Annotated in this window: 22 protein-coding genes and 1 pseudogene; 12 read left to right on the forward strand and 11 right to left on the reverse strand. The window is 65.5% G+C overall.

All coding sequences use genetic code 11. The annotated features are described in order from the left end of the window. Window positions 1-110: 110 nt before the first annotated feature. Window positions 111-938: an IclR family transcriptional regulator gene (locus MRBLAR12_RS11750; RefSeq protein ID WP_229994293.1), complete on the forward strand. Its 828-nt coding sequence runs from the start codon at window positions 111-113 to the stop codon at window positions 936-938. 213 nt (window positions 939-1,151) lie between these two features. Here MRBLAR12_RS11750 and MRBLAR12_RS11755 read toward each other — a convergent pair whose 3' ends face one another. Then, window positions 1,152-1,898, reverse strand: a complete 747-nt coding sequence (locus MRBLAR12_RS11755; protein ID WP_229994294.1) for an IclR family transcriptional regulator — start codon at window positions 1,896-1,898, stop codon at window positions 1,152-1,154. Between the two features lie 734 nt (window positions 1,899-2,632). Between MRBLAR12_RS11755 and MRBLAR12_RS11760 the strand changes: the two genes are divergently transcribed. Then, a complete protein-coding gene (locus tag MRBLAR12_RS11760; RefSeq protein ID WP_229994295.1) occupies window positions 2,633-3,412 on the forward strand; it encodes an N-carbamoylsarcosine amidohydrolase in 780 nt (259 codons plus the stop codon). Window positions 3,413-3,828: 416 nt separating this feature from the next. Then, window positions 3,829-4,134: pseudogene (locus tag MRBLAR12_RS11765) on the forward strand (IS982 family transposase); the annotation flags it as partial. A gap of 603 nt (window positions 4,135-4,737) precedes the next feature. Here the strand turns inward: MRBLAR12_RS11765 and MRBLAR12_RS11770 are convergent. The 7 genes from MRBLAR12_RS11770 to MRBLAR12_RS11800 are packed head-to-tail and all read right to left on the reverse strand — an operon-like array spanning window position 4,738 to window position 11,357. After that, window positions 4,738-5,436 carry a substrate-binding domain-containing protein gene (locus MRBLAR12_RS11770; protein ID WP_229994296.1) on the reverse strand — a complete coding sequence of 233 codons (699 nt, stop codon included), beginning with the start codon at window positions 5,434-5,436 and terminating at the stop codon, window positions 4,738-4,740. Next, on the reverse strand, window positions 5,433-6,407 hold the full coding sequence (locus tag MRBLAR12_RS11775; RefSeq protein ID WP_229994297.1) for an aldo/keto reductase: 975 nt from the start codon (window positions 6,405-6,407) through the stop codon (window positions 5,433-5,435). Before MRBLAR12_RS11775 ends, MRBLAR12_RS11770 begins: the two co-directional genes overlap by 4 nt. Continuing rightward, window positions 6,404-7,357 carry a Gfo/Idh/MocA family oxidoreductase gene (locus MRBLAR12_RS11780; protein ID WP_229994298.1) on the reverse strand — a complete coding sequence of 318 codons (954 nt, stop codon included), beginning with the start codon at window positions 7,355-7,357 and terminating at the stop codon, window positions 6,404-6,406. Before MRBLAR12_RS11780 ends, MRBLAR12_RS11775 begins: the two co-directional genes overlap by 4 nt. A gap of 25 nt (window positions 7,358-7,382) precedes the next feature. Next, on the reverse strand, window positions 7,383-8,684 hold the full coding sequence (locus MRBLAR12_RS11785) for a protocatechuate 4,5-dioxygenase subunit alpha/beta (RefSeq protein WP_364746208.1): 1,302 nt from the start codon (window positions 8,682-8,684) through the stop codon (window positions 7,383-7,385). 1 nt (window position 8,685) lies between these two features. Continuing rightward, window positions 8,686-9,624: an amidohydrolase family protein gene (locus MRBLAR12_RS11790; RefSeq protein ID WP_229994300.1), complete on the reverse strand. Its 939-nt coding sequence runs from the start codon at window positions 9,622-9,624 to the stop codon at window positions 8,686-8,688. Beyond that, window positions 9,624-10,316 (reverse strand): 4-carboxy-4-hydroxy-2-oxoadipate aldolase/oxaloacetate decarboxylase, encoded by a 693-nt coding sequence (ligK, locus tag MRBLAR12_RS11795; protein WP_229994301.1) that lies wholly within the window; start codon window positions 10,314-10,316, stop codon window positions 9,624-9,626. The genes MRBLAR12_RS11790 and ligK overlap by 1 nt, the downstream gene beginning before the upstream one ends. A 12-nt stretch (window positions 10,317-10,328) precedes the next feature. Next, window positions 10,329-11,357, reverse strand: a complete 1,029-nt coding sequence (locus tag MRBLAR12_RS11800) for an amidohydrolase family protein (protein ID WP_229994302.1) — start codon at window positions 11,355-11,357, stop codon at window positions 10,329-10,331. A 145-nt stretch (window positions 11,358-11,502) separates the two neighbouring features. On the opposite strand from MRBLAR12_RS11800, the gene MRBLAR12_RS11805 reads away from it, so the two are divergent. Then, a complete protein-coding gene (locus MRBLAR12_RS11805; RefSeq protein WP_229994303.1) occupies window positions 11,503-12,408 on the forward strand; it encodes a LysR family transcriptional regulator in 906 nt (301 codons plus the stop codon). A 302-nt stretch (window positions 12,409-12,710) separates the two neighbouring features. On the opposite strand, the gene MRBLAR12_RS11810 is transcribed toward MRBLAR12_RS11805, so the two are convergent. Next, the gene (locus tag MRBLAR12_RS11810) at window positions 12,711-13,361 is read right to left on the reverse strand and encodes a nucleotidyltransferase domain-containing protein (RefSeq protein ID WP_229994304.1); all 651 of its coding nucleotides are present in this window, start codon (window positions 13,359-13,361) and stop codon (window positions 12,711-12,713) included. A 261-nt stretch (window positions 13,362-13,622) separates the two neighbouring features. Then, window positions 13,623-15,419: a CocE/NonD family hydrolase gene (locus tag MRBLAR12_RS11815; RefSeq protein ID WP_229994305.1), complete on the reverse strand. Its 1,797-nt coding sequence runs from the start codon at window positions 15,417-15,419 to the stop codon at window positions 13,623-13,625. A gap of 501 nt (window positions 15,420-15,920) precedes the next feature. Here MRBLAR12_RS11815 and MRBLAR12_RS11820 point away from each other — a divergent pair. The 8 genes from MRBLAR12_RS11820 to MRBLAR12_RS11855 all read left to right on the forward strand — a co-directional run bounded on the left by MRBLAR12_RS11820 (window position 15,921) and on the right by MRBLAR12_RS11855 (window position 25,539). Further along, complete coding sequence (locus MRBLAR12_RS11820) at window positions 15,921-17,072, forward strand: FAD-dependent monooxygenase (protein ID WP_364746214.1); 1,152 nt, start codon at window positions 15,921-15,923, stop codon at window positions 17,070-17,072. Window positions 17,073-17,346: 274 nt separating this feature from the next. Beyond that, a complete protein-coding gene (locus MRBLAR12_RS11825; protein ID WP_364746217.1) occupies window positions 17,347-17,730 on the forward strand; it encodes a hypothetical protein in 384 nt (127 codons plus the stop codon). Between the two features lie 277 nt (window positions 17,731-18,007). Beyond that, complete coding sequence (locus MRBLAR12_RS11830) at window positions 18,008-18,391, forward strand: winged helix-turn-helix domain-containing protein (RefSeq protein ID WP_414645505.1); 384 nt, start codon at window positions 18,008-18,010, stop codon at window positions 18,389-18,391. Between the two features lie 153 nt (window positions 18,392-18,544). After that, complete coding sequence (locus MRBLAR12_RS11835) at window positions 18,545-18,736, forward strand: hypothetical protein (protein WP_229994308.1); 192 nt, start codon at window positions 18,545-18,547, stop codon at window positions 18,734-18,736. 673 nt (window positions 18,737-19,409) lie between these two features. Then, window positions 19,410-20,867, forward strand: a complete 1,458-nt coding sequence (locus MRBLAR12_RS11840) for a cation:proton antiporter (RefSeq protein ID WP_229994309.1) — start codon at window positions 19,410-19,412, stop codon at window positions 20,865-20,867. A 427-nt stretch (window positions 20,868-21,294) separates the two neighbouring features. After that, window positions 21,295-22,620: a DUF2254 domain-containing protein gene (locus tag MRBLAR12_RS11845; protein ID WP_364746221.1), complete on the forward strand. Its 1,326-nt coding sequence runs from the start codon at window positions 21,295-21,297 to the stop codon at window positions 22,618-22,620. Between the two features lie 331 nt (window positions 22,621-22,951). Then, the gene (locus MRBLAR12_RS11850; protein ID WP_229994311.1) at window positions 22,952-24,151 is read left to right on the forward strand and encodes an allantoate amidohydrolase; all 1,200 of its coding nucleotides are present in this window, start codon (window positions 22,952-22,954) and stop codon (window positions 24,149-24,151) included. Then, a complete protein-coding gene (locus MRBLAR12_RS11855) occupies window positions 24,148-25,539 on the forward strand; it encodes a formimidoylglutamate deiminase (protein ID WP_229994312.1) in 1,392 nt (463 codons plus the stop codon). The genes MRBLAR12_RS11850 and MRBLAR12_RS11855 overlap by 4 nt, the downstream gene beginning before the upstream one ends. A gap of 12 nt (window positions 25,540-25,551) precedes the next feature. On the opposite strand, the gene MRBLAR12_RS11860 is transcribed toward MRBLAR12_RS11855, so the two are convergent. Then, a complete protein-coding gene (locus MRBLAR12_RS11860; RefSeq protein WP_229994313.1) occupies window positions 25,552-25,905 on the reverse strand; it encodes a VOC family protein in 354 nt (117 codons plus the stop codon). Between the last annotated feature and the right edge of the window lie 740 nt (window positions 25,906-26,645).

Raw genomic sequence — 26,645 nt, forward strand, 5'->3', positions numbered from 1 at the left:
ACTGCGGCGTGCCGGGACAGGTATGATTTGTCCTCCGACGAGAGAGGTTGGATGGGCACACCGTACGATGGCTACGGTGACTGCGCGTAGCGCCTGGAGAGGGAGAACCCATGCTTGACCCACAAACAACCACTGACAAACCGCAAGGGGCGGCAGCATCGCTGCTCAACGGTCTTACCGTGCTCGAAGCCTTCTCCGTCGCCAAGCGTTCCCTCCTGGGCGTCACGGAGATCTCCGAGCTCGTTGGCCTGCACAAGAGCACGGTCTCCCGGATGCTTAGCGGCCTGGACGAAGCCGGCTACGTGCAGCGCGACGAGGAAACAGGGCGATACCGCCTCGGGCTCGGGATGATCGGCCTGGCCGGACCACTGCTGGCCGAGCTTAGCGTCCGCCGTGCCGCCCTGCCCCACCTCGAAGAGGTCACACAGGCCACCGGCGAAACGGCCGCGATCGCCGTTTGGAACGGCAGCAACGCGATTGTCGTGGAACAAACGGCTTCCACCCACCAGGTCAAGCACAGCGCGGCGATCGGCACGCGCTACAACAAGTTCGCCAGTTCCTCAGTCCGCGTGTTCCTCGCCGAACTGCCGCCCGAGGAGACCGACCGTCTGCTTGCCGACCGTACGGTCCTGCGGGAGGGCTACCTCGGTCTCGAAGACCCGGCCCACGAACAGCTCGTCGGCGTGCGGGACGACGGCTTCGCCGTCAACGACGGCGAGACCACTTACGAGGAATACGGCGTGTCCGCTCCTGTGCGGGACTACCGGGGCGAAGTCGTCGGCTGCATCACAGCCAGCGCGCCCAGATCCCGAGTGCAGTACATGCAGAGTCAGTCGATCCTGCGCGATGCCGTGCTAGAGGCCGCGGCGCGGGTGTCTACACGGTTGGGCAGCCTGCCGGGGAAACAGATCCAGGTCGCTGACGGCGCTGTTGGCTGATCCGAGCAGGAGCCGATGGGCCTGCGAGTCGTGATCCTCGATGGTTTGCCAGAGCAGGGACCGACGGAACCTCAAGCAGGGCCACCCCCTCGAAGTTGGCAGCTGCTCCCTCTCGGAAGACTTTTTCCAAGTGCGACAGCGCGGTCAAGCGTCTCGATCTGAATGCGGTCGAATACACGATGTTGCTGACGTTCGCCTAGCCGCGTGGATGAATCACCCCGGAAGCGAGGCCGCCCAGCCCAAGCGGGTGGATACTTCCGAGGCAGCCTGTTGTACGGCTTGAACCAGAGCATCCTTGGTGGCGTGCTTGTGCACACGGGAACGGGGGGCGGATGCAGTGATGCACCCAACCACCTTGCCCCGGTAATCCCGAACCGGAGCGGAGACCCCAAACTCCTCCTCCGTAGTCGAACCGTCGTTAACGGCGTATGCCTGCCGGGCGACTTCCTGCAGGTGGGCGGTGTGGTCCAACGGCAAACCATCTCCTGCCGTGCGTAGTATCTGCCCGGATTCGATCAGTTCGGTCGCGAGAGCCGGCGCCAGCTCCGCCAGGAAAACCCGCACCGAAGAGCTCTCGAATTTGTTGTACCGGGTTCCGATGGTGGCAGTGTGTTTGACCTGATTCGGGCTGGCAACCTGCTCCACGACGATGGCCTCGTGACCATTCCAGACCGAGATAGCGCTGGTCTCTTGGGTGCTTTCGGTTAACCTCTCCAAATACGGAACCGCAGCACGGCGGACATCCAGATCCGCCAGCAAAGGGGCGGATAACGCGAGGAGGCCCAGCCCGAGCCGATACCGTCCCGTCTCCTCATCCCGCTGGACATATCCAGCTTCTGTTAGACCGCTAAGGATGCGTGAGACCGTGCTCTTGTGGAGGCCAACACGCTGAGCAACCTCAGTCACACCAAGAACCGGACTTTGAACGGAAAAGGCTTCCAGTACAGCAAGACCATTCAACAGTGACGCCGCAGCTCCTTGGACCTGCCCGTTGTCCTGCCTCGGCCTGCCTGCCACCTTCATCCTTTCGCGCTACGTGACTATCCCGCCACTCTTTGGGGCCATCATATGCCGCAAACTGTACCCGCCTCACTGAGGTTGTCAGTTCCATACTGCGGACGTGAGATTAACGAACAGAAAGCCCGCCTTGGCGGGCCTTCAAAGTGTTCCGCTCAGACTACATCCGAGTTTCGGCAGGCTTCCCTGCCTTTGCCTTGTCCCGAAGGGGCTGCTTTGCTAGCAACATAGTCACAACAGGAGCAACGCACATAGGCCTACTGTGCGCTCTATCCACCCGATATACCTGACCAGGCGGGCCGACGATGTTGCTCGTGGAGCAATGGGAGCCTCATCAGAGAAACCGGGGGATGTTGTCATCGCGTGGCACGAATGTTTCCGCCGGGAAAACTGCGGACGCCTCAGCCCGTGCAGCTGGGGTCGGCGGGCGGCCCCCGGGCAGGCACTGCTGATCGCGCCCGGATCGTGGTCAGCAGTGCCGCCGCGGCCGCGAACCGGACCCTCGCCGGGCTGCCGGAGTGACGCACTCGCCGATGCTCGCCCTATCGAAAGTTGGTGCGGTGGAGATGCGGACTCCGGGCACCTCTGGTGCTGTGCCGGTTCGTGCGCTACAGTATCCACTACAGCAACCTCGTTGCTACCGTAGAAACACAACAGCCGAGAGAGTGGAGAGAACCATGACAACAGAGACAGAGACGTCCAACGACATCGAAGCCCGTCTTGCAGCAGTGCTGGAGGAGGCGTTCGAAGCAGGCACGGGCATCTACAACGAGCGAGGATTCAAGCGTCGGATCGGCTACGGCAACCGCCCCGCCGTCATCCACATCGACCTCGCGAACGCTTGGACCCGTCCGGGCCACCCGTTCAGCTGCCCGGGCATGGAGGAGATCATCCCGAACGTCCAGCGGATCAACGAGGCCGCGCGCGCCAAGGGCGTCCCGGTCTTCTACACCACGAACGTGTATCGCAACCGCGACGCCACCTCCGGGACGAACGACATGGGTCTGTGGTACTCGAAGATCCCCACGGAGACCCTTCCGGCGGATTCCTACTGGGCGCAGATCGACGACCGCATTGCGCCTGCGCCCGGCGAGGTCGTGATCGAGAAGAATCGCGCCTCGGCGTTCCCGGGGACGAACCTGGAGCTCTTCCTGACCTCCAACCGCATCGACACCCTGATCGTGACCGGTGCGACCGCGGCCGGGTGCGTGCGCCACACCGTCGAGGACGCGATCGCGAAGGGCTTCCGCCCGATCATCCCCCGGGAGACCATCGGCGACCGCGTCCCGGGCGTCGTGCAGTGGAACCTCTACGACATCGACAACAAGTTCGGTGACGTGGAGTCCACGGATTCGGTGGTGGAGTACCTGAACCGCCTCCCGCAGTTCGAGGACACGGTCCCGAAGACCCTCTCGGATCCCCAGCCCGAGGTGGCGACCCCCGCGGATCCGGCCTGAGCCGCACCGCACTCTCGGAACCCCGCGGCCCGGCATCCCCAGGCCGACCCGACGACAGCCGGCACCCCTCAGCGGGTGCCGGCTGTCGTCGGGTCGGGCTGGGCTGCGGTGATGAGTGCGTTTCTGGAACACTGGCTGGACCGCCGACGAACTGCGCTCGGCCGGCCTCAGCGAACCCGAGAAGAAGCTTCGCGTGCGCAAGCGTGCAACGTGCCGGAGCACGCTGACGCCGTCGGCGTCGGCGTCGGCAAGGACTGAACAGCCTCACCACCACGGTAGCCTCTCGCCCACGGTAATGATGGTAAAGGTCCTGAACCGGCGTGACTCGTCGCCCACCTGACGCGTGCGAACGCTGTCTTCCTCATGATTTGTCCACCGGTCCAGGACCCCCACCAAGCTCGTTGAGCCAGGCGGGCGACAAAGGCTTCGCCGGCCGGGAGTTCGAACGGTTCATCACCGAGGACCTCGGCGCGCACCTGATCCGCCCGGACCGCAAAGACGAGAAGCCCCGCTTCGGGAACTTCGGCGGCATCCGGCAATGGATCGAATCCGTCTTCGACACCCTCAAAGGCCAACTCACCCTTGAACAGCACGGCGGACGGGCCCTCGCCGGAGTCTATGCCAGAGTCGCGGCCAGACTCTTCGCACTCGCCGCCGGCATCTGGCACAACTGGCACATCGACGCACCCCGCAAACGCTCACTCATCGCCTACGACCACTAAACGAATACGGACTCACTCATCTAGGCAGAGAAAGCCTTTCCGGTACGACATCGGATATCCACGACGTCGACGCGGACTGCCCGTCTTACGTCCATCGCCCAGGCCATGACGGAGGAATAATCCCAAGGACAGCGCCACATTCAGTCAACAGGGAGCGCCCAAAGCGGCAGGTCTCGATAGGCCGAAGAGCGGGCCTGCTCACAAGGTCCCTCCAATCGAAGCCGGTTGCAGCATCGGCCCTGTCGCACGAGGCGCCTTCGGTGCTGTTGGCGCTGAGAGGCAATGTCGGACATAGAGCGCCGGTGCGAACGAGTAGCCGGTAACCTCCGCCAAATCTGGCTGACAAGAGCGAAGCGGTTCCACCTTACGGGACATGACCACGTTATGCGCGACTCCGAAGCCGCGGGAAGAGCTCGGACATCGCCGCGCCCGTGAGGCGCGGCGTCAAAGGGACATTCTGGCAGGTCACCAGCTCGCCGAGGACCCCGGCGCGAGGTGGACAGGACCGCGCTTCGCCCGTTCGTTCTCTACGGTCGTCTGTGCGCCTCGCATCGGTCTAAACGTCTGCAGGACCCGTATCGGTCAATCCGTCACGGCAGGGCCTCAGGGCGCGCGAAAACTGTGCGACGACTTGATGGATGCCGCGAGGTCGGAGCGGAAGAATGCCAACACCTCCGCAGCACGAGCCGCGTCGCTGGAGGATGTCGCGACAGCACCCGCGAAGACCGTGCTGATCGCGCAGTCGGCGGGGAGGACGCCGAGGATGCGCACGCCGGGCTGCCCGACCAACTCGCTGAGCTGCTGCAGGCCGAGATCGACCTCGCCCTCGGCGAGCAGGCGCGCCACGGGCACGCCTGGACGGGCCTGCACCAGCCGGTCGCGGACCTCATCGGTCATGCCCCAGTGGTCGATCATTAGCAACAGTTCGGTTCCGCTCGGACCGGTGGAGTATCCGATGCGGGATGCCGTGCGCAGGGCGCTGCGAAGCTCATCGGCATTCGCAAAGGCCGTGCCTTCGGGACGTTTGGCTGCATCGGGGCTGCGTGTGGGCACGCCTACGGCTACCTCCGACAGGACGATCGGGGCGATGGATGCCGGATCGACGTGCCGCTCGGCAGCGAGGCGTTGGAGAGCGTCCACGGCGAGGAACACAAGGTCGAACGGCTCGCCGACGGTAACCCGCTGGGCGGCGTCCACTCCGCCGACGGATTCGAGCTGCAGAAGCGGTAGCCCCGCCGCGGCGGCAGCTTCAGCGAGGTCGGCGAGAACGTGGCGGGTGGCCATCGACGAGATCGCCCTCATGCGGCATCCTCGAAGGTCTCGGCGTCGACTTCGGCGGCAGATGCCGGTGCATAGCGCGCGCCAGAGATGGTGGCCGTGCCAATCAGCTCGCCGGCCCGCGCCAGCAGCGCGCCGTCGACAGAGATGCCGACCGCCGCCATGTTCTCGCGCAGGTGCGCGACGCTCGTTGTTCCCGGGATCGGCAGAACGTGATCGCCGCGGGAGAGCAGCCAGGCCAGTGCGAGCTGTGCGGGCGTGCAACCGGCCTCCGCGGCCAGCTCTCGCCAGAAGTCCAGCAGTGCCGCATTCGCACCCCAGTGCTCGGGCTGGAAGCGCGGCATGCTGCGGCGGATGTCGTTCGGGGCCATCTCGCCCGGGTCCTTGATCGCATCGGCCAGGAAGCCCCGTGCCACCGGGGAAAACGCAACCAGAGTCACGCCGTCCTCGCGAGTGGCGTCGAGCATGCCAAGCTCGGCATTGCGGCTCCACAGCGAGTACTCGTTCTGCACAGCCGCGATAGGGGTGATTGCCTGCGCCTCGCGCAGCCGCGCCACCGACACCTCGGACAGGCCGATTGCGCCGATCTTGCCCGCGGCGACCATCTCGGCCAGCGCGCCGACGCTGTCGCCGATCGGCACCTTCTTGTCCCAACGGTGCAGGTAGTACAGGTCGATGTAGTCGACACCGAGCCGGCTCAGCGAAGCATCGACCTGTGCGCGCAGCGTATCGGGGCGTCCATCGATGACTTTCACGCCGTCGACGGACGCCATCCCGCATTTGCTCGCCAGGAACACCTCGTCGCGGCGCCCCGCGATCGCGGCACCGACAAGTTCCTCGTTGCGGCCGCCGCCGTAAAGCGTCGCCGTGTCGAGCATCCCGATGCCTTCGTCAAGAGCCGCGCGCAGCATCGCCAGCCCCTCGCCACGCGACGGGGGGACGCCGTACGCGTGGCTCAGCGACATGCAGCCGAGCCCGGTGGAGGGCAGCCTCACGCCAGCTGCTTCTCAAGCGAGCCGAGCACGCGGTAGCAGTCGATCACCTGGCGAAGCGACGAGTTCGGCTCGCGTCCCTCGCGGATAGCCGAGATGAACTCACGATCCTGCAGCTCGATACCGTTCATGCTGACAGCGACGTGCGACACGTCGATCGACTCCTCACGGCCGTTGTAGAGATCGTCGTAGCGCGCGACGTAGGTCTCGGTGTCGCCGATGTAGCGGAAGAACGTGCCGAACGGCCCGTTGTTGTTGAACGACAGCGACAGCGTACAGATCGCGCCCGACTCGCTCTTGAGCTGGATCGACATGTCCATCGCGATGCCGAGTTCGGGGTGGATCGGGCCCTGGATCGCGTTCGCCTGCACGATCTTGCCTGCCTGGTAGGCGAACAAGTCGACGGTGTGCGCGGCATGATGCCACAGCAGGTGGTCGGTCCAGGACCGGGCCTCGCCCTTCGCGTTCGTGTTGGTGCGGCGGAAGAAGTACGTCTGCACGTCCATTTGCTGCACGTGGAACTCGCCCGAGGCGATCCGGTTATGTACCAACTGGTGCGAGGGGTTGAAGCGGCGGGTGTGGCCGACCATTGCGACGCGATTGGATGATTCAGCCGCCTCGAGCGCTGCCTCGGCGTCCACGAGCGAGTCGGCCAGCGGAATCTCGACCTGCACGTGCTTGCCGGCGGCGAGCACCGCCTGGGTCTGAGACGCGTGGAGCCCCGTGGGCGTCGCAAGGATCACCGCGTCGACGTCGTCGCGCTCGAGCACGGCGTCCAGGCCGACAACGGCGTTCGCGACGCCGTATTTCTCGGCGACCGCCTGGGTCGGTTCGAGCCGCGTGCCGCTGACGACGGTCACCTCGGCATCGGGGATGTTCATCAGGCCGTCGAGATGTTTCATGCCGAAGGCGCCTGCGGCGCCGACGACGGCCACACGGATCTTGTCAGTCATGGGGGCTCCTTTGTTGCGGATGCGGTCAGTCGGTCGGGTTCGTGAGAACAAGGTGGCCGACGGCGGTGTTCGACGCGGGCACGTGGTAAAAGCGGTGGTTCACCTCGGGGCTCTCGCCTCCGAACTGATCATCCATCGCACCGCGCGCGATGAGCCAGTCGACGAGCTCGATGCCCTCGGACCCGGCCTCGTCGACGTACTCCATGTGCTGCCATTCTGTCAGGCCCACGGGGTCGGCGATGAGGTGGTCCAGGAATGCGTTGTCCCACTCCTCGTTAATGAGGCCAGCGCGTGGGCCCTGCAGCTGGTGGCTCATGCCGCCGGTTCCCCAAATTTGTACGTTGAGCGGCTCACCGTCCCACTTGTCCAGCGCACGGCGGAGCGCACGCCCGAGTTCGTAGCAGCGACGTCCGGACGGCACCGGGTACTGCACAACGTTTACGGCGAGGGGGATGACCCTGACGGGCCATTCCTCGACATCGCCATACACGAGCGACAGCGGCACCGTGAGGCCGTGGTCTACGACCATCTCGTTGACGAGCGTGAGGTCGAAGTCGTCCTGGATCACGGACTGGGCGATGTGTGCGGCCAGCTCGGGATAGCCTTTGACGTCGGGCACCGGGCGGGGGCCATAGCCCTCGTCGGCGACCGGGTACTCCGCGCCGGTGCCGAGTACGAAGGTCGGGATGATCGAGGAGTCGAAGGCCGTGGCGTGGTCGTTGTACACCAGGATGACGACGTCGGGCAGGTTCTCCTTGGCCCACTTTCGCGTCCACTCATACCCGGAGAACACCTTCTTCCAGTACGGCTCCTCGGTCTTGCCGAGGTCCATCGCCGCGCCGATCGCCGGCACGTGCGAGGTGAATAGTGCCGAGGTGTACTGCGCCGGAGCATCCCGCCGCATCGTCTCGGCCTTCTGACCGGGCTCAGGAGGCGTCCATCCGTCGAGATCCTTGAGGCGGTTTCCCTCCGGGCGGCGCCCACCGCCGATCATCATGTCTCGGTACGCGGCCTCAGACATGCCCGTCATCGAGCCGGCCATCTGCTGGAAGCTCAGGCCGTGAGTGGCGCCGATCTTGGCCAGGAAGTAGATGTTCCCGCCCTCGGCGATGCAGGTGTTGAGGTCGATGTCGAGCACCGCCTGGCGCTGCACCGGGTTGAGAGGCCACTCGTCCAGGTACGCACCGCGGTCGGCCAGGTACCGTTCGCGGTTCTCCGGTTTCATCAGCGACATGCAGAACTGGTTTAGGTTGTAGCCCTTTCGGGCCTGCTCGGCATCAAAGATGGTGGTGCCAGGGACGTTCTTGTACGGTTTGTCGAGTGCCATGTCATACTCCTTCGGGCCAGTAGAGGCGGCGAGGATTGTCGACAAGCAGCTGCTGCTGCAGTTCCGACGTCGCCGCGATCTGCGGGATGTAGTCGACCAGAAGCCCGTCGTCGGGCATGTGGTCCTTGAGGTTGGGGTGCGGCCAGTCGGTTCCCCAGAGGACGCGGGAGGGGAACTCCTCGACTACGCGGCGGGCGAAGGGCACGACGTCGCGGTAGGCGTGCTGTTCGCCTTCGAGAGCGCGGGGGCCGGTGACGGACAGACGCTCAGGGCAGGAGACCTTGGTCCACACGTTAGTGTTCTCACGCATGAATCGCAGGAACAGTTCGAACTCGGGACCGTCCGGGTCCTTGGTCACGTCGGGCCGTCCCATGTGATCGACGACCAAGTCGGTCGGGATCGACGAAAAGAAGTCGTACAGCTCGGGCAGATCCTCGGCCTCGAAGTAGATCACAACGTGCCATCCAAGTGGCGCGATCTTGGTCACGATCTCCTCGAGCGAGTCGGTGGGCACGCGGTCGACCAGACGTTTCACGAAGTTGAACCGGACGCCCCGTACCCCGGCCTCATGCAACTCGGCGAGTTGCTCGTCGGTCACGTCACGGCGGACGGTCGCAACGCCGCGGGCGCGACCTCCGCTACGCTGCAATGCGTCGACCAGGGCTCGGTTGTCGGAACCGTGGCATGTCGCCTGTACGATGACGTTGCGGTCGAATCCCAGCTGGTCTCGCAAGGCGAACAGCTGGTCCGCCGAGGCGTCGCACGGGGTGTACTTGCGCTGAGGTGCGTAGGGGAACTGCCCGCCCGGCCCGAACACGTGGCAGTGGGCGTCTACAGAGCCCTCTGGCAGCCGGAACGTCGGTGTGCTCGGTCCGTCATACCAGTCGAGCCAGCCCTCCGACTTCTCGAAATCTCCGGTGGTATCGCCGTGTGTCATCATCAGTTCTCCACGTATTCCAGGCCGGCCTTGGCGAGAGGCTCGCGCATGCCGTAGATATCCAGGCCCAAGACGCCTTCACGGAACTTCACGCGTTTGGCTTCCTCGTTATCCTCGCGCTTCTGGCTGGCGTCTGCCACCGCTCCGACAAGCTCGCCCGGGACAACCACGACGCCGTCGACGTCGGCCACGACCACGTCGCCAGGGTTCACCACGGCGTTCGCGACCACTACGGGGATGTTCACCGATCCGAGGGTGGCCTTGACCGTGCCCTTGGCGTTGACAGCGCGGGAGAACACCGGGAAATCCATCTTCTCCAGATCGGCGACGTCGCGGACACCACCGTCGATCACCAAGCCCTTGCAGCCGCGGGCGGTCAGCGAGGTGGCGAGCAGCTCACCGAAGAAGCCGTCCTCGCTTTCGGTGGTGCAGCCGGCGACGATCACATCGCCCTCCTGCACCTGCTCGGCCGCGACGTGGAACATCCAGTTGTCACCGGGCTGCAGCAGCACGGTCACTGCCGGACCACAGAGCTTGGCGCCGGTGTAGGCCGGCCTGATGTAGGGGCGCAGGAGCCCGACTCGCCCCATCGCCTCGTGGATAGTGGCGACGCCGAACTGCGAAAGCCGTTCGACGTCCGTGGGATCCGGACGTTCGATGTTGGTGCGGACGATGCCGAGGTTGTTCAGTCGCATTTGATGGTCCTCTCAGAGTCCGCGCGCAGTAAGGGCGCGGTCAAGCCGTGGGTAGACACGGCGGGCGTTGGCTTCGAACACCTGCGCGCGCTGTGCGTCGTTCAGGTTCGTGGTGGCGTCGACGTACCGCTTGGTGTCGTCGAAGTAGTGTCCACTGCGCGGGTCGACGTCGCGCACGGCGCCGATCATCTCGCTCGCGAAGAGGATGTTCTCGGTCGGGACGACCTTGGTGAGAAGGTCGATGCCCGGCTGGTGGTACACGCAGGTGTCGAAGAACACGTTGTTCAGCAGGTGCTCCTCGATTACGGGCTTGCCCAGCGCCATTGCGAGTCCACGGAAGCGCCCCCAGTGGTAGGGAACGGCGCCGCCGCCGTGAGGGATTACGAGCTTCAACTCGGGGAAGTCGCGGAACAGGTCGCCCTGGAGCAGTTGCATGAACGCGGTGGTGTCGGCGTTGAGGTAGTGCGCTCCGGTCGTGTGGAAGGCCGGGTTGCACGACGTGCTGACGTGCACCATCGCCGGGATCTCGTACTCGACGAGTTTCTCGTATATCGGGTACCACGAGCGATCGGTCAGCGGCGGGGACGTCCAGTTGCCGCCGGACGGGTCGGGGTTGAGGTTCACGGTGACAGCGCCGAGTTCCTCGACGGCGCGAGTAAGCTCGGCAACGCTCGTCGCGGGATCCGTACCGGGGGACTGGGGGAGCATCGCCCCCATTAGGAAGTGTTCGGGATAGAGCTCGCTGACGCGGGCGCACAGGTCGTTGCAGATCCGGGCCCAGGTCTCGCTCACAGCGAGGTCTCCGATGTGGTGCGCCATGAACGAGGCACGAGGGCTGAATACGGTGACGTCGCTGCCGCGCTCGTTCATGAGCTTGAGCTGGTTGGCCTCGATGGTCTCACGGATGTCGTCATTGCTGATGCGCAGGGTCGCGGGGTCAGGAGCGTCCGCGCGTCCTTCAGTGAATGCGATCTGCAGGTCACGCCAGGCTCCGAGCTGTGTTGGAGCTGTGGTGTAGTGGCCGTGGATGTCGATAATCACGTGTGTCGTCCTTGTCACTGGGTGTAAGCGGTGCGAGAGCAGCTGCACGTCGTTGAATCAGTGCTGCCCCAAACTGACTTTAGGGGTGTTTGCCACTGTGATCCAATAGATATGCAAAGACAGAGCCATAGATAGGATCTATGAGATGACGTTCACCGACCTCAACCAGCTCCGGACATTCGTCACGCTCTACGAGCTGCGCAGCGTCACGGGCGCCGCCAGGCGACTGCACGTGACACAGCCCACGGTCAGCTATTCCCTGAAGCGGCTCAGGGAGCGGTTCGGCGACGAGCTGTTCCGTCGCGAAGGGAACGACATGGTGCCGACCGCGAAGGCGACGCAACTGTTTGGGCCCCTACACAACGCCTTGGCACAAATAGACGCGACCGTCATGGGATCGGACGTGTTCGAACCGACCGGATTCAGCGGCGAACTCGTCCTCGGACTCACCTCGATCGGCGAGCAGACGTTCCTCCCACCGATCATGACCGCCCTCGGGCGGGTCGGCGCCGATCCGCGGATTCAGGTAGAACGGCTCGATTCAGACGAGGTCGAGGGCGGGCTAATCCGCGGCACCATCGATCTGGCACTGACCGTGTCGCGGATCAGCACACCGCGGCTGTGGAGGACGCACGTGCGTTCGGTCGAATACGTGGCGCTGTCGTCCGGGTCCCATCCACTGCCCGCGACCGGGCCTGACATGTTCGAGGGGAGGCGCTTTGTGCGGGTTTCCGCCCGTGGCGGGCACGTCTATCCTGTGCAGGCGCTGACCGAACACGACTTGATGTCCCAGGTCGTGCTGACCATGGAGGAATACGGCACCGTGCCCGCCGTGCTCGAGGCGACGGATCTGGTCGTCCTGCTGCCTCGACATGTAGCGGGGGTGTTCTGCGGCTGGTTTCCCGGCCTTCGCATCGCCGAGCTGCCCTGGTCCGGGCAGAGCACGCCGGTGGAGTTGTACACGCGGCGCGAGGCCAGCCTCTCGCAGGCGCAGCGATGGTTCCGCTCGCTGGTGCTTGATGCGGTTGCGGCGGATGAATACAGGTCGTAGTCGTAAGCGTCTGCGGGCGTCTCAAAATCGGACAGGCCGCTCACGCTGCATCGGCGCAACTGAAGAGGTCGGTGGGGACGGTGCGACGCGGTGTCGCCAGTCGACCTCGAGATTGTGAGGTTCTTGTAATGAAGGCACCTGTTATTCACGGCACTGGCAGCATGACCTGGGAGAAGGCCCGACCATGTCCTGCAGGGTGCTACCACTCGCTCTTGAGAATCGGCTGGATCGTAGGCCACCTCATCGACGCGACACAGGCAGGACAGTCAGGCTTCCCATCGCCGGCCGGTCCAAGCGGAGCGCTAGCGTTTCGTCCTGTTCCAGCTGGCCTTACCCGGAGCGAACGGGCTACGCACATGGATCGACCATGACGAGTGCGGGTGGATCGTCAGAATCGCGTGCTCCCACCAGGCGCGGGCTTCGTTTGAGAGCTCCGGTAGAACCGCATCCTTGTCGGCGTCGTCCTCCGGACGGGGACGCAGCGCCTTCCAGACCAGCTGCACCTCGGGCGCCCCGGTCGGGATGCCGTCGACGTCGATCACTGCACGATCCCACGGCAGTTGCAGTCGGGGATCTCGGCGATAAACCCAGACGCGATCCGTGCCGTCCTCGACGTCGACCTGCAGTACCCATGCGCCCGTCGCGTCGTCATGGATACGGATCGGCTGCAGATCGGCATCCATATCAGCCTCTGCCCAAGGGAGAACGCCGTCGCCTGACGGAGCCCACGCGCTAAACGGCGCCGGCAGGTCTTGCACCAGTTGGGGCAGGTCGGCGATCGTCGTGCTGACATCGACATTGTCGTGCTCGCGAGTGTTAGTGCCGAGCCAGTGGTCGAGCGCCACCCCTCCGGACAGCCACCAACGCGCCGATGACGGCCCGAGCAGCTCCGCTATGACTCGCGGGGGCAGGGGTTCCCAGCGCGTCGCGAGGGTGGGTGCGGATGAGGCCATGGCTCAAGGCTACCCGTAGGCTTCGGTGGTTTGTCGAAATGGCATTGGGATCGAACCCACCTGTCCGTGAACCGTCCCGGTTTTGATGCCGCTATCTTCTGTGAGACAGATAGTGATTATGCCCAAGCAGTTCCCTTCACCCGGCCTGTGCCGGTAGGCAACAGCAGCCTCAACGGCGTGACGTAATCCGCCCATCGGCAGAGGCCCAAGCAGGGGGTAGCCCGAAAGGTTACCCTCCGATCGGAAACTCCTTTTTCTTTTTCATGCCGGCCCTGCGGGGCATGGACGACGACGGCGGGACCCCTCGCCGGAGACCCGCCGCCGTCGGACTGCCGTCAGCTGCCCCTTTTGTACGGAGACGCAGTTCAGATGGGTGTGGCGTCCGTCATGAGAATAGTGGGCTGCGCCGCCTGGGTGAGGGACGACCTGAAGATTCAGGGTAGAGGGGTGCGGGGGGTCGTGGAGTATTTCCTGATGGGCGACGCGCAGCTCGATGGCAGTGGCCAGCGGCTCGCCTGTCCCGGGGTTGCGGTTAAAGCGCGGGTGGGCGCCGCTTGAGACCTGTAGCCGGATGCGGTGGCTGCTGCGGAAGCGGTGGGCTGTCGGCCAGAGCTGGATGTGGACGGTTCGGATTCTTTCGGGGTCCGGGAGGTTGTTTCCTGGGTGCAGGCGGATGATCCCGTCGCAGAGATTTAGTGACCGGCCGTGCGGATCCACGTCGCAGAGCCTGGCATGGAAGTCTGTGTGCTCGAGGCTGGAGCGGATGTACAGTGTCGCGGTGACGGGGCCGATGACGTCGAGATCGGTTTCCAACCGGTTGCTGGTGAAGGTCAGGACGTCCGTGCCGGCTTCGAGTGTCCTGTTGTCCTGGCTGCCGGCGCCCCAGCCGACGACGCTGCCGCCAGCCGCGGGTGTCGGGTTGGCCGGGTCGTAGACGTAACGGGACGGGGGCGAGGGCGGGGCCGGCCGCATGTCGAGTATTCCGGCAGGCTGCAGGTACCACCGGGCCGGACGGCCGGTCGCCGGGGGCCAGCCGGGCAGTTCGGCCCAGTGGCGGGTGCCGGTGACCCGCACCCTGACCGGCAGAGCAGGTTCTGACGGGCGTCGGTTTCCGAGCGCGCGGTCAAGCGTGGCGAACGCATCGCGCTGGTAGGACCGGAGTGCCATGTTCCGGCCGTGAGCCGCCGAGCTGATGAACAGCCGCACGGATCGTCCCGGGCGACTTAGCGCTGCGTAGTCGGCAAGGACGTTGGGGAGGAAGAAGTCCCACCACGCTCCGGCCAGATGCACGACCGGAGGCATGTTCGAGGCGTTGGGGCGGTAATCCATTGCCGCCCAGTATTCGTCGTAACGCTCGTGCCGGATCCATTCCTGGAAGTATCCGATCCGGTCACCCGTGGCGACCCTGTCCGCTCCACTGACCGGCAGCTGGTTCGCGGCGCGCGTCAACCGGGCCTTGGCCGTGAGCGCCGACACGGTCCGGGTCCGGATAGATTGGTCCGGGCTAAACATGCTGCTCACCAGTTGGGCCCATCCGAGGGCGTTGCCGAGGGCGAAGACACCTCCGGGGTACATGAACGTGTGATAAAAATCCGATGGACCGACGTCGAGGATCGCCGCTTTCCATTCGGGTATCACCTGGGAGGCCAAGTCCCATTGGGCGTACCCGAGGTAGCTGGCGCCCCACGTGGCGAACGCGCCGGGGAACCAGTCCCGGCCCCGCATCCACTCGATGATCGCCAGGCCGTCGTCGCGGTTCATCACAAATCCGTTGAAGGTCCCGCCGGATCCGCCGGTGCCGCGCAGGCTCTGGACAAGGACCTGGTAGCCTCGCTCGGCGATCAGCCGCGACACGAGGATGTTGGCTGACCCCCTCCCATACGGCGTGCGGATCAACACCACCGGCGCCCGGGCGTCGGTCACCGGAAAATACCGGTCCGCCAACAGCACCACCCCATCCCGCGCCGGGATCGCCAGATCGCGCTGCACCCCTACGGATGGCGACCGAACCGGTGGAAGGCCAAGCAGCCAGCCCAGAAGCCGGCCAGACGTACTCACCGCCTCACTTTTCCTCCCACGAGAGGACCTCCTTAGCGGGCTGGCCCCGTTGTTCCTTCTCGAACGAACAGTGGCTCTCAGCACCAGGCGGACTCGCATAAAAAGTTTGCTGCTGAAGTGGACTGACTTGCGAGTTGCCGCTGCAGATAAGCATGCATGTTCTTCGGATACCGGGCCACTCTTTCTCCGGGACGGTTCTAAGGCCTTCGCCGCTGGTCTGGGAGAGTGGGGGGTCAAATCGCGGCTTGAAATGGCGGTTTGCGGTTCCGTCTGCGCGCGGCTGTGCGGGAACAATTTAGATGAGTCTTTCGCGGCGGGGGAGCGGTCGGAGGGTGTTGCGGTAGGGGGCCGGCATAGGTGCAGGGGCCAGACGCTTGCCGGCCGGGGCCCTCAACACCGCCCCGGACCACGGCTGGCGCTTAGATGATCCGCGGCGCGCACATCAGTGGCCGCGGGCTGAGCCAGGTTCTTGGGCACTTCGAAATCGTTAGGATGGCGGGTATGGGGCTAGGCACAGTGCTGATCTGCGGTGCCGGTATCGCCGGCCCGACCCTGGCTTACTGGCTGGCCCGGGAGGGATTCCGCCCGACGGTCGTCGAACGCGCCCGGGGACTGCGCTCCAGCGTTAACCCGGTCGATGTGCGTCGCGGGGCCGCCCAGGTGGCCGGCCGGATGGGAATCCTGCCGCGTTTGCGTGACGCGGCCACCGACGCGACCGGCTTCGCGTTTGTCACACCCTCCGGCCGCCGGATCGGTCCGCTAAGGCTGGGCCGGTCAAATCGCGGCGAGGTCGAGGTGCCCCGGGCCGACCTATCGGCGATCCTCTGTGATGCCGCCCGCGACGATGCCGAGTTCGTCTTCGGCGACTCGATCACCGCGCTGCGCCAGGACGCCGGGGGAGTCGACGTCACCTTCGAGCACGCGGCCCCGCGCCGGTTTGACCTGGTGGTTGGCGCCGACGGGCTGCACTCGAGCGTGCGCACCCTGGTGTTCGGCCCGGAGGCGGACTTCGTCCGCCACCTCGGGCTGTACGTCGCCACACTGCCGCTCGACCGCCTCGCGGCAGATCCGGCCACGATCCTGATGTACAACGCGCCGGGCCGGTCACTAACGGTGCACCCCGTGCGGGGCAGCGAGGGGGCCGCGTTCATCTTTCGCGGCCCGGACCGGCCCGGGCTCGACCGGCGCGACGTCGAGGCCCATAAGCGGATCACTCTCGACGCCTACGCCGGCTGGCCGGCACCCGCGCCACCCGTGCTGCCTGAGCTGCTCGAGCGCCTGCGCGCCGCCGACGACCTGTACTTCGACTCGGTCAGCCGGGTCCGGCTGCCGGCCTGGTCCCGCGGCCGGGTCGCGCTGCTCGGAGACGCCGCCTCCTGCATGTCCCTGTTCGGAGACGGATCCAGCCTGGCCATGATCGGCGCCACCACCCTGGCCGAGACATTGGCCGTCACCCCCGAGGACCACGCCGCCGCCTTCCGCGCCTACGAAACCCGCCACCGCAAAGCCAGCGGCCCGAGCCAACGCGGCCATACTCTCGCCTCCGCGCTGCTTGTGCCCGCGACACATACCGGCATTACCGTCCGCAACCTCACCGCATGTTTGCTCCCACGCGTGCCGACCCCACCACCGCGCTCCGCGGGATCCAAGTGACCGGCCCTGCGAACGCCTCAGCGGGGCGAACTCGAAAGCGCAACCGGCACACCGGCCCGCACCGCAGATCCTTGCCCCGGCGCGTCGGCGGCTGACGCAGATGGGCGAGTGAGCGCCGGGACGTTATTCACGCCATCTGGGGTCCGAACAGGATCTGCTGTCGGCTTTTGAGTACGTTGGGGAAGCTGCGTGCATCATCGACCGCAGCGGCACCGCCTACCGCCTGGCCCTGGATCCGAACCGCCACCTGATCCTGGGACCCTCCCGCGGCCCGGTGGAATTCCATTGGCTCCGCCACGCGTGGCTGGACGCGCAAAACGCGCACCCGGAGGGGCACCGGCTCCGGCGCTTCTACCCCGCTACCCGTCACGAAGTGGTCTCGGACCTGTTCGAAACCCTCGGCTTGGAACGCGGGACAGCACCGGCCGCGGGCGCCTGGTCTCTGAACATTGACGGCCTTGCATCACACCCGTCCAACATTCAGGAGATCGACCAAAGGCTCGCAAGCCAGGACCGGCTGGAGCAAGCCCGTGTGGAGGACCCCTTCGGACACCTCTACCGGCCCGCACGACACCGTAAACACCGGTACCTGCGGCCCGCCGCCGGATCCATCCTCTACATCGAAATCCCCGCCCGCGGCTCCATGAGTTCGCGGTGAAGACCGCGCAACGGCCGGTGTTAAGGGTCCGTCCAGATTGATGCCGGCCCGGGAAGCGCGGCCCGGGCCGGTGTTATCGTCGGCAGTGAACACGACGGCGGGCATCGCGCGGAGAGGTACACATGACCACGATGAGCAGGCCGCCTGCGGATCCTTCGGCGGTGCGGCCGGGAGTCGGGGAGAACTTCAGTCGGTGGCTGCTGTTCGGTCTGCAGGACGCCAAGGGCGTCCGTCAGGGGCCCGGCGCGGTGAGCGACTCCCACCTGAAGAAGCATCAGTGGTGGCCAAACCCTTCGGACTGGACGAGCTCCTGGCCCGGCTGCGCGCCGGCCAACGCCGGACCACCCAAGCTGACGAAGCGCGCGTGGTGACCACAGCCTCCTTCACTGTCGACCTGGCCCTGAGACGCGTCACCCGCAACGGGCAGGACGTGCGCCTGACCCCCACGGAATGGGGCATCCTGCAAATCCTGGTCCGGAACCCCGAAAAACTCGTCACCCAGCAGCAGTTCCTCACCGAAATCTGGGGTGCCGCCTACACCAAGGCAGCCAACTACCTGCGGGTCTACATGGCCCAGCTCCGCCGCAAGCTCGAACCAGAACCCGGCAACCCCCGCCACTTCATGACCGAGGCGGGCATCGGATACAGGTTCCAGCCCTGATCCGGCCGCCACCACTCCGGCGATCGGTCGCCGTACGTTCACCGGCGAGCGGCCCCGGATCCTCCGGCAGCCACCATCACCCGCACCGGTGGCCGCTGACCCGGCTCTGGGACCCACAGACGGTTGACCCCGCTGGCTGGCATACAGTCTGCCATGGCTGTCGGACTGAAATTGGAAATTGAGTTCTCCGGACCTGAGGGACAGCGTGCCACGTTCGGAGATCTCAAGCGTTTTGTGGCGCGCGCAGATGCAGGCGGTTGCTCAGACGAGGACAAGCTGCACATCGAGATGAACGAGAACGACGAAATCACTGGATTCTCGCTCTACCTCGATCCAAACTCCTAAAATTACCCAACGAATGCACGGTTCCCCGACTTTGACCGCAAGACAGAGATGTCTCATCAGAATTCCTGCCGGGCGCAGCCGGCCAACGATGATGGGCGAGTGACACCAGGGGATCCCGCCGCCCCCCTGTGGTCCAGCCGCAGAGTTCCCGTAGTCCGCCGGGAGCCAGGGAAGCCCCGGACAACGAATGCCCTCTGGGGCTTCCTTGGTCGTTCGACACCGGCTATAGCACGGGCGATGCGTCAGGCGTGGGCGGTTCCTCGTCGTGCAGCGAGGGGGTACGCGGCGGCGCCGATGGCGGTGTCCAGGACGATGAAGGCCAGCAGGCTCCAGCCCAGTTGCGGGCGCACAGCACAGACCCTGGCCCAGTTCGGCATTGCCGGACCATTGATCCTCGGCGGGGGACTCGGCATCAACGTCCCTCGACTTTAGGCCGACTTCCGCGACGAGCTTGCGGGTAAGGGCAACACGGATGTGCGGGGCACGCCAGCGTTGATTGACGTCTGTGCCAGGCCAACACAACCACGTGCCCGAAGGCTGCTGAGCGGCGGCGAAGTTCACGCAAGCGCCGCCATATGACTGATGAAAGTCTTCGGTCGACGAATTGCGGCCGCGAGTGCTGACAGGCCGGGCCCTGGCCTCTGACACCCGTCACTGGCGTAGCATTCAACACGTGATCGACGTCGAGCCGTTCAGCCTCGTCATGCTCTTGGTCGCGGCCGCTCTTCTTGCCGCCGTGCTGGCCCACCGCCTCAGCGCCCGGCTCCGAGTACCCGCGCCGGCAGTGTTTCTCTTGGCCGCGGCCCTGGCCTCCGATGTTATCCCTGCGTTGGAACATATCCCGGTGACAGTGGAACAACGAATTGTCACAGTTGCCTTGGTGTTCATCCTCTTCGATGGTGGCATGCACATCGGCTGGCGCCGGTTCCGCCAATCCGCCGGGGCCATTGCTTGGATCGGTATCGCCGGGACTGCAGCAACGGCCGCCGCCCTGGCGCTGACCGCACATGCGCTTTTTGGATTCGGCTGGAGCACGGCCCTGCTCATTGGCGCGGCGCTGTCCCCGACAGATCCCGCCGTGGTGTTCTCCGTCCTGGGCGGCCGGGAAATCACTGGTCGGACCGGCACCATCCTGGAGGGTGAGTCGGGGGCGAACGACCCCGTCGGCATTGCCCTGATGATCAGCCTGCTCGGTGTCACCGGAGTCGGGCTTGACGCCGTGGCCAGTGTCACTGCGGATTTCACACTCCAAATGGCCGTCGGCGCGCTCATCGGTTTCTTCGCCGGCCATGGCTTATTGGCGCTGATGCGCAAAGTTGTCCTGCCTAACGAAGCCCTGCACTCGGTGGGAACGATGGCGGCTGTAGCCTTCATCTACGCCGCAACGACCCTGCTCCACGGTTCAGGGTTTTTGGCCGTCTTTCTGGCAGGAATCATCATCGGAGACCAACGCGCCCCTCACAAACGCGACATCGAACGCTTCAGCGCCGGTATCGCCAGCCTGGCCGAAATCGTTGCATTCACAGTTCTCGGGCTCAGCGTCTCGCTCCGAGATATCCTCCGATCCGGCGAGCTGGAGATCGGGCTGGTCCTTGCCGGCCTGCTCATCCTCATCATCCGCCCCGCCCTTGTCGGATTGCTCATAACACCCATCCGGCTGCGTCGGGGCGAACGTGCATTCATCCTTCTCGCCGGCCTCAAAGGAGCCGTCCCGATCCTGCTGGGCATGTTCATCCTCAGCGCCGGACCGGCCGATGCGTCACGTATCTACTCCATTGTATTCATCGTCGTACTGACCTCGGTCGTCGTTCAAGGCACATTCGTGCCCTACCTCGCCGCACTCCTGCACGTGCCGATGCGCCACATCGACCCGGAACCCTGGGGCATTGGCCTGCGGTTCACAGACGAACCACACGGACTACACCGGCACGTCGTTGAGCCAGGATCCCCGGCAGACGGCTCCACGATAGCGGACATGGCCCTAGGCGAGTCAGGGTGGATCAGCATGATCCGACGAGATGGCCATCTCATCCAAGTCCGCGGCAATACCACACTGCGTGCCGGTGACGTCATCCTCGCCCTCTCGGATTCAGAAACTGGGCTGGCGCGACTCTTTCAACAACCCCCGTAAAGCCCCGCAGGCACATCGAACCACTTGAACGTACCCCGGCCAGAGGAACTTTCGGCTCGAGAGGCGCCGCCCTGGATCAAACGGCGTGCCTTGGCGGGCCACCAGCCGGCAATTCGCTAGAGCGGTCGTCAATAAAGAAGAGCGGCCAGAACCAGGCAATGTGGGGCTGGTTCTTCGAATCCGGTCTGGGTTCCGATTCGCTGCAACGGAATTATGGGCATCCGCTTCGCGCGGTCGGCTGTCGGGCCCCGGTCCGGCTCCGAAGGGCTCCGCCGGCCCGGGACCTGGTCTGTCTGCGACGTTTTGCATGTGGTCCCCTGACTTGCAGAAGCACCCCATGCGCCCCCAGGGCGACTGCGCCCCACTGGGCGGCAACCCTGCAGCGCTGCCCTTGACGGGCGAGGACCGTCGGCCGAGAGTGTTACATGTGAGGCGTGAGGCCGTTCGGGAGTATCTGGCGAGTGCCCTGTGGGCGATGCCGACGTGCGCCGTCGCCCTCGCGCTCATCGCGGGGGCGGGGCTCTCCGCAGTGCAGCTGGGCGCAGCGCCGCCCCTCGCCGTCCTCCTATTCCAAGGGACGTCCGATGACGCGCGGAACCTGCTCATCGGGATCGCGAGCACGATGGTCACCGTCATCGCCGTCGTGCTCGGGCTCACCGTCGTTGCCCTGCAGCTCGCGTCTACGCAGTTCAGCCCGCGACTGCTGCGGAACTTCCTGCGCGACATCCCCAACCAGGTGACGCTGAGCACGTTCATGGCCACGTTCGCGTACAGCACGGCGGGCCTCTACACCGTCGGCATCGCCGGCGGACAGCGCACCCAGGACTACCCGCGCCTCGCGGTGAGCGGCGCACTGCTGCTGCTGTTCGTGAGCATGATCATGCTCGTCTACTTCGCCCACCACCTGGCGCATTCGATCCAGGTGGACCAAGTCATGAAGCGCGTCGAGACGGCCACACTCAAGGTGATCGAGCGGTCGTTCGTCCCGGGCGACCCCACTCTTCGCATGCCAAACCCGCCGCCCGGCGCCACGGCCTTGCCGGCACCGCGGTCTGGATATGTCCAAGCCTTCCATGTTGAGGCGTTCGTCGGCGCGCTCGCGAGCCGAGGCCTCACTGCCCAGATGGTGCCCATGGTCGGCCGACACGTCGTCGCCGGGGCTCCGCTCGCCTGGGTGTGGGCGAGCGCGGGCGAAGGTCCCCTGGCCCCCGACGCTGGCGCTGAACTGCGGCGGGCGCTCGTGCAGAGCGTGCGGATTGGCTACGAACGGACCCTTGAGCAGGACGTCGCCTTCGGGATCCGGCAACTCGCCGACGTCGCGTCCAAGGCGCTCTCGCCCGCCATCAACGACCCCTACACCGCGAACCAGGCGGTCGATCATCTCGGCTCGATCCTCGCGGCCCTCGCGCTCCGGCAGCACGGTCCGCAGGCCGTGGCGGACGCGCAAGGCACCATAAGGCTGCACGTGCCGGCTCGCGATTTCGCCTATCTCGTGGATCTCGCCCTCGGACAGGTGCGGCGGTACGGCGCGAACGAACCTCGCGTCGTCCGGGCTCTGCTGCGCGTGTGCCGCGATCTCTTGTGGTTCGGCGACGCGGCCCACCACGCTGTAGTCCGGCGGTACGTCGAGACTCTCCTGAGCGATGTGACCCGGCGTGTGGCCCAGCCAGCCGATCGCGAACCTCTTCTCGCGGAAGGCGCGGCAGTGCTCAAGGCCTTCGACGTCCCGGGCGGCACGACGGGCGCCGACTAGACGACCCTTCTATGGTGGCGGGTTAAGCCATGAGTGTCTGGAGTTGGCGCAAGAGCTGTCTGGTGATGAGGCGCTTCAGGCAGCGGCGGATTTCCTGTGGGCAGCATCGGCAGGGAGGTACCGCGAGTAGTCAGACACATAGACGGCGTAGCTGATGTTGTAGCCTGCATCGAGTGAGAGTTGCACGAGGAATACGCCTGGACCTCTACGACTGGCTGCGCCGTGGCGGCGACAACTGTTAATAGGCCGAAAGCGGTTAATAGGCCGAAAGCGGTCATGCAGTGGAAATTGGTTTTTACTTGGTGGCAGTTCACACTACTCGGAGGTTCATTTGGAAACCGTCAACCAGCTCCTGGATTCGATCAAGGACGTGGGCCGCGACGCGGTGCGCGGTGGTTATTCCCGGGCGGTCTACTCGACTGCGGAACTCGACCTGAGGGCGTGGTTCATCGAACAGGCGCTCCAGCGTGGCCTGGCCGTCGAGACCGACCGCAACGGCATTATCTGGGCGTGGTGGGGCGAACCCCAGGACGGTGCCCTGGTCACTGGAAGCCATCTCGATTCAGTACCCGGCGGCGGCGCCTTTGACGGCCCGCTCGGCGTCGCATCGGCACTCGCCGCCGTCGACATCCTTATTGCCCGCGGAAATGTGCCGAACCGGTCCCTGGCCATCACGGTGTTCCCTGAGGAGGAGGGCTCCCGCTTCGGCGTGGCCTGCCTCGGATCCCGCCTTCTTACCGGAGCCATCGACGTCGACAAGGCGCGGAACCTGCGCGACGGCGACGGCAACACGTTCGCGGACGTCGCGCGGTCGAACGGGCTCGACCCCCGGCACGTCGGTCCGGATGCCCAGGCCCTGGCCCGAATCGGCAACTTTGTTGAACTGCACGTTGAGCAGGGCAAGGGCCTGGGAACGGGCGGCCCGGCCATCGCCGTCGGAAGTTCCATCCTGGGGCACGGCCGCTGGAAGCTGAGCATCAGCGGCCAGGGCAACCATGCCGGGACCACCCTGATGGCTGACCGTGCGGATCCGATGGTCGCAGCGGCGCAGATCATCGTCGCCGTGCGCGACACTGCCGCAGCCCAGCCGGATGCGCGCGCCACGGTGGGACGCCTGATGCCGGTACCCGGCGGAACCAACGTCATTGCCTCCCGCGTAGACATGTGGCTCGACGCCCGGCATCCCAACGACGCCGTGACCGCCCGGCTGATCGAATCGATCTACGGCGCCGCCCAAAGGATAGCGGCAGGTGAAGGATGCTCCGTTACCCTCACGGAGGAGTCTTACAGCGACACTGTCCATTTCGATCCCGGCCTGACCCGGCGGATCAGCGGGATCCTGCCCGGGGCTCCTGTGCTTCCTACCGGTGCCGGCCACGACGCCGGAGTGCTCTCCGCCTATGTGCCGTCCGCGATGCTGTTCGTCCGCAATCCCAGCGGCATCTCGCATTCCCCGGAGGAATACGTTGCCGACGAGGACGCCAACACCGGTGCCGAGGCCCTGGCGAATGTCCTGGAGGGGCTGCTGTGACCGGGTTCTGGTGCGAGTCGGCTGTTGTGGCCGGCGACGCTCCGGCTGACGGGAGCCCGGGCGACGACGACGGCGGTGCAGTTGACCCCGCCGCGGCGCTCGCGTCGGTGCGGCTGGACGTCCGGGACGGCCGGATTACTGCGATCACACCGGGTGCAAAGCCGCAGCCCGGCGACCACGTACTAAAGGGCGTCGTCTTTCCGGCCGCCGCCAACGCCCATTCCCACGCCTTCCACAGGATCCTGCGCGGACGCACGCACCACGGACGCGGCGACTTCTGGGTGTGGCGGGAGCAGATGTACCGGAGCGCGGCCGAGCTGACACCGGAGAGCTACGAAAAGCTCGCCAGCGCGGTGTTCGCGGAAATGGTGGTCGCCGGTTTCAGCAGTGTGGCCGAGTTCCACTATGTCCACCACCAGCCGGGCGGGGCCCACTACGCAGAACCCCATGCCATGGAGCTGGCGCTGGCCAGGGCGGCGATGGCGGCCGGGATCCGACTGACGCTCCTGGACACGTTGTATCTGGCGGGAGGGATCGATACGCCGCTGAGTCCCGAACAGTCGCGGTTCGGCGACGCTGACGTCCAGGCCTGGCTGGCGAGGCTGGCATCGCTTCGCGCCGAAATGGAGCGAAGCTTTCCCCCGGAGATGGTCGGTCTAGGGGCAGCGCTGCATTCCGTGCGTGGCGTCCCGGACAAGGACCTGGCAGTGGTGGCCAAACAACTGCCCGTAGACATGCCCCTTCACATCCACCTCAGCGAACAGCCGGCGGAGAACGAGGCCTGCCTTGCCGCCTATGGCGTCACGCCTGCCGGTCTGCTGGAGCGCCGCGGCCTGCTGTCCGGCAGGCTCTCGGCCGTCCACGCCACGCACCTGACGCCCGGGGACGTCGCCTTGCTCGGCAACGCCGGCGCCACGGTGGTGATGTGCCCCAGCACCGAGGCCGACCTCGCCGACGGGATCGGCCCGGCCCGCGCATTGTCCGACGCCGGAGCAACCATAGCGCTGGGTACGGACCAGCACGCTGTCATAGACCCGTGGGTGGAAATGCGCTCGCTGGAGCACGGTGAACGGCTCGGTTCCGGTCAGCGCGGAAGGTTTTCCCCGCAGGAACTGCTGCGGGCCGCTACGGACGGTGCCGCCCGATCGATGGCCACCCCCATCGCTGCATCTGTGCTGGCGGTCGGTACGGTCTGCGACCTGATGGCCGTGGATCCCGGTTCGGCCCGAACGGCCGGTTCCAGGGCGCTGCAGTTTCCCTTCAGCGCCACGGCCAGCGACGTCACCGACGTCGTCATCGCGGCGGAAGTGGTGGCCTCCAACGGCATCCACCGGCGACTCGGCCCGCCGGGCCGCCTCCTGACGGAGGCATTGAAGGAGTTTTCCTGAGGGGCTTGTCTGTCATGCGCCTGCGGCGCGCACAACGCACCATTCGTTGCCTTCGGGATCCTGGAGCACTTGGAACGTGCCCACAGTACCTATGTGGATCTTGCCGATCCTGCGAGCTCCGATGGCTTCGGCGGCGTCAGAGGCGGCCGGCACATCCTCCACGTGCACGTCTATGTGGAGCCGGTTCTTCCCTTGCTTGTTTTCGGGCACCCGTTGGAAGGCCAGCCGCGTCCATCCCGGCGGATCGATGAAGGACCACGCATCGCTTCGATGCACTGGTTCGCCACCGAGGACCGAGGACCAGAACTCCGCAAGTGCGGCCGGGTTTTGGCAATCCACTACGACCTCATCTACTCGTCCAATCATTTTCTGAGCCTACGGCTGCCCTGGAAAGTCCGGTGCCGAGGGCATGAGGACATCCCGGCCCCACCCCGGAGAGGTGCTTCCACAGGCCGGCCTTCGTCAGTTTTTTCGGCGGGTTGGCAGTGTCTGATAGACACTGCCAATGGGCTCAACGCCTGCGCAGCGTGGTGGTTGTGGACAGAAGAGTGGAATCCGTGAGTTCCCGATCTCAATGTGGCAAAAAGGAAGTGTGTACAAAGTACACACTTTGGGTGTCGGATCGGGTCATACCGGGGCCGGATCGGGCCGGATTCCGCATGTTTTCGGGGGAGTCCAGTGTTTGCGGGGGTGGGAATGCAGTTCGAGTCCCACCTCGGGCACAGCAACCCCCTCGTCAGAGGGGGTTTTTGCTTTAACGTGTGGACATTGACCCTGCGTGGGTCCCTCTGACATTGGCCGCGGTCTGTGGCTGGCGCCGCGGTGGCCTGTTCGGTTGTGTGGGTGGCGGGTTCAGGGCCCGGGCTAGTGGGCCCTCCGCCGGCTGGGAGGTGGGGTCATCTGGGTCTCCTTTCTGGTTGGTTGTGCCGGGCGTGGTTGGTCTTGTACGTATTCATGCCGTGGGGTTGTGGTGTTGACATGGGCCGCTTGGGAGATTTCGGACAGCGGATTAGTGGTTTTCTCTACGCTGCCGCGGGCGGCTGCTGGTAACTGTAGTGGACCTCGTTGGGGTAGCGGTAATCCAGGGCGGAGTGCCGGCGCCGGCT

Origin of the sequence: Arthrobacter sp. LAR12-1-1.1, from assembly GCF_040676555.1 — a bacterium.
In the GTDB taxonomy this organism is placed as follows: Bacteria; Actinomycetota; Actinomycetes; order Actinomycetales; family Micrococcaceae; genus Arthrobacter.